Origin of the sequence: Flavobacterium sp. (assembly GCF_043780635.1) — a bacterium.
GTDB lineage: Bacteria > Bacteroidota > Bacteroidia > Flavobacteriales > Flavobacteriaceae > Flavobacterium.
Genome location: NZ_JAYWCK010000159.1, coordinates 1 through 7606, shown reverse-complemented (window position 1 = coordinate 7606; position 7606 = coordinate 1). Strand labels below are relative to the sequence as shown.

The window sequence follows — 7606 nt, the reverse complement described above, 5'->3', positions numbered from 1 at the left end:
ATATCTGCCATTCGTGGTTCTTGGGGGGAAACTTTCAAAATCTGGAAAGAACAAGGTGTTAGTGAAGAAGAAATGTTGAACGTATTGTCAACATTAAATGTAATGCCAGTTCTAACGGCTCACCCTACAGAAGCAAAACGGGTTTCGGTATTAGAACTTCATAGAGAACTCTATTTATTGTTAGTTAAAAACGAAAACAACATTTGGACAATCACAGAGAAAAACACTATTAAAGAAAAAATAAAAACACTTTTGGAACGATGGTGGAGAACTGGTGAGGTATATTTAGAAAAACCAGATTTAATTGCAGAACGTAATAATGTAATCTATTATTTTAGTAAAGTATTCCCAGTTGCTTTGCAAAAAAGTGATGAAAAATTAAAAAATTCTTGGATTACTATGGGTTTTAACCCAAAAAGCTTAACTCAACCAGAACAATTCCCACTTATACATTTTGGAAATTGGGTAGGAGGAGATAGAGACGGACATCCGTTTGTAACTCCAGAAGTGACAAAAAGCACCTTGCTTTTGCTTAGAAACACGGCATTAAAAATCTTGCACGAAAAAATGGTGGCACTAGGCTCTAGTATGACCCTATCAAACAACAATAATAAAGTTCCTAGATTTCTCGAAGAAGCCATACAAGAAAAAGCAAAACAGTTAGGGGAATCTGGAGACAAAGCTGTCAAACGAAATCCAATGGAACCTTGGAGACAATATATTAATTTATTAATTATTCGTCTCGAGAACACTATGGCTGGTAAATTTGATGATGCGAATACTTTCTACGAAACACCGTCAATGCTTGAATCCGACCTAAGATTACTTAGAAAAACTTTACAAGAAATTGGTGCTTTCAAAATTGCCGAAGATTTACTTTTTCCTGTAGAAAGACATTTACAATGTTTTGGATTTCATCTTGCCAAATTAGACATAAGACAAAATAGCAACTATTATGATGTAGCCGTAAGCCAAATATTAAAGGTTGTTGGATATGAGGATAATGATTTTAAAAATTGGGATGAAAACAAACGTACCCTATTTCTAAATAAAGAATTACAAACCAATCGTCCATATGTGGTATCAGGAACAAGTTGTGGTTTAGAAGCTGATAATGTATTAAATTACTTTAAAGTACTTCGCCAACACATTGATTTATATGGAACTGAAGGTATTGGCACATTGATTGTGTCAATGACACGACAATTGAGCGATTTATTGGTGATTTATCTTTTTATGCGTGAAGTAGGCATTTTAGACCTACCTATAAAAGTAGCGCCATTGTTAGAAACCATTCAAGATTTAGAAAATGGAAACGATATTTTAGACTCTTTTTTAAGTCACCCAATAACCCAAAAACGCAAACAATTTATGCCTGAAGTTCAGGAAGTAATGCTTGGTTATAGCGATAGTAATAAAGATGGTGGAATTCTTGCAAGCCGATGGAATATTTACAAAGCCGAAAAACGTCTTACTGAAATAGGCAACAAACATAAAATTGAATTATGTTTCTTTCATGGTATTGGAGGCACTATAAGTCGTGGTGGTGGACAATATAATCGTTTTATGGAAAGTATGCCCTCTAAAGCAGTTAGCGGCAATGTGAAATTAACCATTCAAGGAGAAACAATTTCTCAGCAACTCGCAAACCCTTTGAATGCAACCTATAATTTAGAAATGTTGCTTTCTGGTTCAGCTAGACAAACAATGAGGGGACGAACTACTACAAAAGCTAGTGTTTTCCCATTTGAAATTATAGAAAGACTTGCAACATGGTCAGCTGATTACTTCCAAAGCTTAATCAATCACCCAGATTTTATCACTTTCTATGGAGAAGCAACCCCAATTGATGTTTTAGAACACAACAAAATTGGTTCTCGACCAGCTAGACGAACTGGAAATCGCTCTCTTGCTGATTTAAGAGCAATTCCTTGGGTATTTAGTTGGAATCAATCTCGGTTTAATTTAACGGGGTGGTTTGGAATTGGTTTTGCCATTAAAAAACTGCATGACGAATCACCAACAGACTATGAAGTCTTTAAAAATTCATTGAATGATTGGCCATTCTTAAAATATATGTTGATTCATGTTGAGACAAATTTAATCATTGCCGATACTTCAATAATGCAAGAATATGCTGCATTAGTAAAAGATCCAGTCATTAAAGACTACTTCTTAGGAATAATTTTAAAAGATCATACAGAAGGCATAAAACAAATCGAAGGAGTTTTTGGTGAACCACTAAAAAATAGAAGAATAAATCAACTAGAGAATTTACATAAAAGAGAAACGGAGCTAAAAATTCTTCATAAACTTCAAGTCAAATACATTAAAGAGTGGAGAGAAATCAAAGAGGAGGATCCTGAAAAAGCAGAACGATTATTAACCAAGCTTCTTTCCCTTATCAATTCAATCTCTAGTGGATTAAAAAGTACTGGTTGATATCATAAACATTATAGGTTAGTAGTCGGCTAGACGTAAATTAAAAAAACCAGACAAAACATATTTTTTTTTAAACATAAGCGATTGATGCATAGAGGTAATTATATGCATCAATCACTTGTTTGTTAATAGATATTATTAGCAATACAAATTAGTAAATGTAGAGCTTCCGGAGCGAAAATAGTCTAAAGCTTATCGGAATTAGACATTTTAAATGATGTGTGAAACGATTCAAAACCTGCATAAAGAAAAACAAACCTATTAAATTATAGTTAGTGAAATAGGAATAATTTCATGCTAAATCAAAGATTTTAACATCACATCCTCTAATTAGAATAACATCTTCTAAATTTGTATGAATTCCTGCAAACGATGGAAAACAAAGATATCGATTTCGTAGATTTACTAAAAGTATGATAAATATCAGTTAGTTTCACTAAAAATTCATTAAATTTAATTAGCAATAAAATATAATATAATTTAAAATTTATACAATGAAAAACATTAAAATTATCCAAGAATTACACAATTTAGGAATAACAGGTTATCACGAAGTTTCTTACAATCCTTCTTATGAAGAATTGTATCAAGCAGAAGTTTCTCATAGAAGAAAAGGATTTGAAAAGGGAGCCTTGACTGATACGGGTGCCGTTGCCGTAAAAACCGGAATATTTACGGGTCGTTCTCCTAAAGACAGATATATTGTTAAAGATGACATTACTAGAGATACTATATACTGGGATGATAAAGTAAATTTTCCCACCACAATTGAAGTTTGGGACGATTTAAAAGCAATTGTTTTAGAGCAACTTTCTACTTCACCAAAATTATATGTAATAGATGCATTTTGTGGCACAAATGCTGACACAAGACTTAAAGTGCGGTTCGTTATGGAAGTAGCGTGGCAAGCACATTTTGTTACCAATATGTTTATTAGACCTTCAATTTATGAATTGCAAAACTTTGGAGAACCAGATTTTGTGGTAATGAATGGTTCAAAAGCAACAAATCCAGATTGGGCAGCACACGGATTAAATTCTGAAAACTTTGTTTTATTTAATCTTACTGAAAGAGTCCAAATCATTGGTGGTACTTGGTACGGTGGCGAAATGAAAAAAGGAATGTTCGCAATGATGAACTATTACCTTCCATTAAAAGGAATGGCTTCTATGCACTGTTCTGCTAATGTTGGAGAAAAAGGAGATGTTGCCGTATTCTTTGGTCTTTCAGGAACAGGAAAAACGACACTTTCTGCTGATCCAAAAAGATATTTGATAGGTGATGACGAACACGGTTGGGATGATAATGGAGTATTTAATTTTGAAGGTGGTTGTTATGCAAAAGTTATCGACTTGAGCGAAGCTAACGAACCAGATATTTGGAGAGCGATCAAAAGAGATGCTTTATTAGAAAACGTGATTGTTGATGAATATGGAGAAATCAATTATTTTGACCATTCCATTACTGAAAATTCAAGAGTTTCTTACCCAATATACAATATTAACAAAATTGTCTTGCCTTCTAAAGCTGGTCACGCCAGTAAAATAATCTATCTTTCTGCTGATGCTTTTGGTGTGTTGCCTCCTGTATCAATCTTGGATGAAGATCAAGCACAATATCACTTTCTTTGTGGGTATACCTCTAAATTAGCAGGAACAGAAAGAGGAATCACTGAACCGGAACCATCATTTTCACCAGCATTTGGAGAAGCTTTCTTGACTTTACACCCAACAATGTATTCTAAAACATTAATTGGAAAAATGAAACAACACGGTGCAAAAGCTTATTTAGTAAACACTGGATGGAATGGAACAGGAAAAAGAATTTCATTAAAAAACACCAGAGCAATCATTGATGCAATCATAAACGGTGAAATTGACAAAGCTGAAACCAGAACAATTCCTTATTTGAATTTAACAATACCCTTGTTTTTATCAAATGTAAGCGACGGAATTCTTGACCCAAGAGACACATACAAAGATAAAGAAGAATGGGTTCGTAAAGCTGTTGATTTGTCATCTCGTTACATCAAAAACTTTGAGCAATACACAAATACCGAAGAAGGAAAACGTTTAGTTAGCGCAGGACCTTCTTTAGTAGAATCAGTTTTAAACTAGATTTAAAATTTAATTTATTTAAACATCTGTAGCTGATATTTTAATACTATTTGTTACAGATGTTTGATTCTAAAATCATTTTTTAACAATTTCTTTTCGATTAGTTAAATTAAAAAGTGCGTTGTAATTAAAATATCTCGTATATTTGCAATCGGATAAAAGGATTATGAAATTAAAAATTATGTTATCAATTCAACTACATCACCATCATTTTCATTATTGCTCTCAAGCGATGTGTTAATGATATGTGTGTAAATCATCATATTTTAAAACCCGTTTGAGTACATCAAACGGGTTTTTTATTATATATCCTTTGTACTCAAACAAAAAATTCAAAATAAATTAAAAAACAAAAAAATGAGTACTTTAAAAATTGCAATTCAAAAATCAGGTCGTTTAAACGAAGACAGCATCCAAATTCTAAAAGATTGCGGAATATCTATCGATAATGGGAATGACCAACTTAAAGCCTCAGCTTCAAATTTTCCTTTGGAAGTTTTGTTTCTGAGAAACTCGGATATTCCTCAATACTTGATAGATGGCGTTGTAGATGCTGCCATTGTTGGCGATAATCTTTTAGTAGAAAAAGGGAAAAATATAAAAGTAATCCAAAAATTGGGCTTTTCTAAATGTAAAGTTTCGGTTGCTGTTCCTAAAACATTTGATTATAAATCATTGAAGGATCTTGACGGAATGCGTATCGCAACTTCGTATCCAAATACAGTTATTAATTATTTTGGTTCATTTGGAATGAAAGTAGATATTCACCAAATCTCTGGTTCTGTTGAAATTGCACCAAATATTGGACTTGCCGATGCTATTGTGGATATTGTTTCCAGTGGAAGTACGCTATTCAAAAATAATTTAAAGGAAGTAGAAGTGATTTTTAAAAGTGAGGCAGTTTTAGCTGTTTCGCCAAAAGTTACTCCAGAAGTACAATCCATTATCGACACACTCCAATTCAGAATTAAATCGGTTTTGAGAGCCCGAAAATCAAAATACATTTTGATGAATGTTCCCAATGATAAAATTGATGCTATTGGTAAAATTCTTCCTGTTTTAAGAAGCCTTACCGTTTTACCTTTAGCCGAAGAAGGATGGAGCAGCGTTCACTCCGTTATTGATAAAGACAGTTTTTGGGATGTCATCGACCAATTAAAAGAAGCTGGAGCCGAAGGAATTCTAGTTTGCCCAATCGAAAAAATGGTTTTATAAAGTTTAAAGAGAAAAAAATGAACAAAATATTCAATCCAAAACCGGAAACTTGGTCCGAAATTTTAAAAAGACCAACAAAAACTATTGACGATATTGAATTTACCGTGAAAGAAATTTTCAAGGAAGTTCAAAAGAAAGGTGATGTTGCGGTTGCAAAATACACTTCATTGTTTGACGGCGTTAAATTTGAAAATATTGAAGTTTCAAAATCAGAAATTGACAAGGCTATTGCCTCAATTCCTACTGAATTAAAAGAAGCTATTCAACTGGCAAAATCGAATATAGAAAAATTTCATACCGCTCAAAAAACAGCTAAAGTGGTTGTGGAAACTATCGAAGGTGTAAATTGCTGGCAAGAAAAAAGACCCATTCAAAAAATTGGGTTGTACATTCCAGGAGGGACCGCACCATTGTTTTCAACGGTTTTAATGCTTGCTGTTCCGGCTAATATTGCTGGTTGTAACGAAATTGTTTTATGTTCGCCACCAGATAAAAGCGGAAATATAAATCCTGCCATTTTATACGCTGCCAATTTGTGCGGTGTCACCAAAATTTTGAAAGTAGGAGGAATCCAAGCGATTGCAGCGATGACTTTTGGTACGGAATCAATTCCAAAAGTGTACAAAATTTTTGGACCTGGAAATCAATTTGTGACTGTGGCAAAACAATTGGCGACCCAATTTGGCGTGGCAATTGATATGCCGGCTGGTCCTTCTGAATTGTTGATAGTGGCTGATGATTCTGCCGTTCCTGCTTTCATCGCTTCCGATTTGTTGTCGCAAGCGGAACACGGAACAGATAGTCAGGTAATTTTGGTTTCTACTTCAAAAGAATTAATTGATGAAGTGGAAAAAGAAATTCAATCTCAATTGGAAGTTTTGCCAAGAAAAGCCATTGCCGAAAAAGCCATTGCCAATTCGAAACTGATTTTTGTCGACAATGACAAAATTGCGCTAGAATTAATCAACGAATACGGCCCGGAACACTTTATAATTTGCACAAAAGATGAAGATTTTTATGTAAATAACATTGGCAATGCAGGTTCGGTTTTCATTGGAAATTATACACCGGAAAGTGCTGGAGATTATGCTTCAGGAACGAATCATACGCTGCCAACCAATGGTTATGCCAAGAATTACAGCGGTGTGAATCTAGATAGTTTTACCAAATCGATGACATTTCAAAAGATTTCTGAAAAAGGAATTGAAAATATTGGCAAAGCCATCGAAATAATGGCAGAAGCCGAAGGATTGCAGGCGCACAAAAATGCAGTTTCATTACGATTAAAAGCGATTGAAGATGGAAAATAGTTTCAATATAAATAATCTGGTTCGAGAAAACGTCAAGTCGATGAAACCTTATTCTTCGGCACGTGATGAATTTGAGGATTTCGACATAGCGGATATGATTTTCTTGGATGCCAATGAAAATCCATTCCAAAATGGAGTGAATCGATATCCTGATCCGCAACAAAGCAATGTAAAAAAGGTTCTGGCCAAACAGAAAAACGTAAAACCAAATCAAATTTTACTCGGAAACGGAAGCGACGAAGTACTGGATTTAATCTTTAGGGCTTTTTGTGAACCCAAAGTGGACAATGTAATCACTTTGCCGCCAACCTACGGCATGTATGGCGTTTTGGCAAATATCAATGCCGTTGAAAATAGGGAAGTGTTTCTTTCGGAAGATTTTCAACCACAAGTGGAGAAAATTCTTGATGTTGTTGACGAAAACACCAAAATCATCTTTTTGTGTTCACCAAACAATCCAACTGCAAATTCATTTTTGGATGAAAGCGTGGTCTATTTGTTGCAGAATTTCAAGGGATTGGT

5 protein-coding genes are annotated in these 7606 nt (G+C 34.1%); all 5 read left to right on the top strand.

Features of this window, described 5'->3' with window-relative positions:
* Positions 1 to 2442, top strand: a 2442-nt coding sequence (locus ACH2BV_RS14365; RefSeq protein ID WP_395051463.1) for a phosphoenolpyruvate carboxylase, incomplete at its 5' end; no start/stop codon positions are given.
* Between the two features lie 494 nt (positions 2443 to 2936).
* A complete protein-coding gene (gene pckA, locus ACH2BV_RS14360) occupies positions 2937 to 4559 on the top strand; it encodes a phosphoenolpyruvate carboxykinase (ATP) (protein WP_395051461.1) in 1623 nt (540 codons plus the stop codon).
* Between the two features lie 357 nt (positions 4560 to 4916).
* Positions 4917 to 5774 carry an ATP phosphoribosyltransferase gene (gene hisG, locus ACH2BV_RS14355; protein WP_395051460.1) on the top strand — a complete coding sequence of 286 codons (858 nt, stop codon included), beginning with the start codon at positions 4917 to 4919 and terminating at the stop codon, positions 5772 to 5774.
* Positions 5775 to 5791: 17 nt separating this feature from the next.
* Positions 5792 to 7084, top strand: a complete 1293-nt coding sequence (gene hisD, locus ACH2BV_RS14350) for a histidinol dehydrogenase (protein WP_395051458.1) — start codon at positions 5792 to 5794, stop codon at positions 7082 to 7084.
* Positions 7074 to 7606 (top strand): aminotransferase class I/II-fold pyridoxal phosphate-dependent enzyme (locus ACH2BV_RS14345; protein ID WP_395051457.1); only part of this gene is annotated, 533 nt, incomplete at its 3' end. The genes hisD and ACH2BV_RS14345, both read left to right, overlap by 11 nt.

Bases quoted from the DNA above. Each gene is read 5' to 3' on its own strand.
- hisG (WP_395051460.1), top strand. From the start codon at position 4,917: ATGAGTACTTTAAAAATTGCAATTCAAAAATCAGGTCGTTTAAACGAA.
- hisD (WP_395051458.1), top strand. From the start codon at position 5,792: ATGAACAAAATATTCAATCCAAAACCGGAAACTTGGTCCGAAATTTTA.
- pckA (WP_395051461.1), top strand. From the start codon at position 2,937: ATGAAAAACATTAAAATTATCCAAGAATTACACAATTTAGGAATAACA.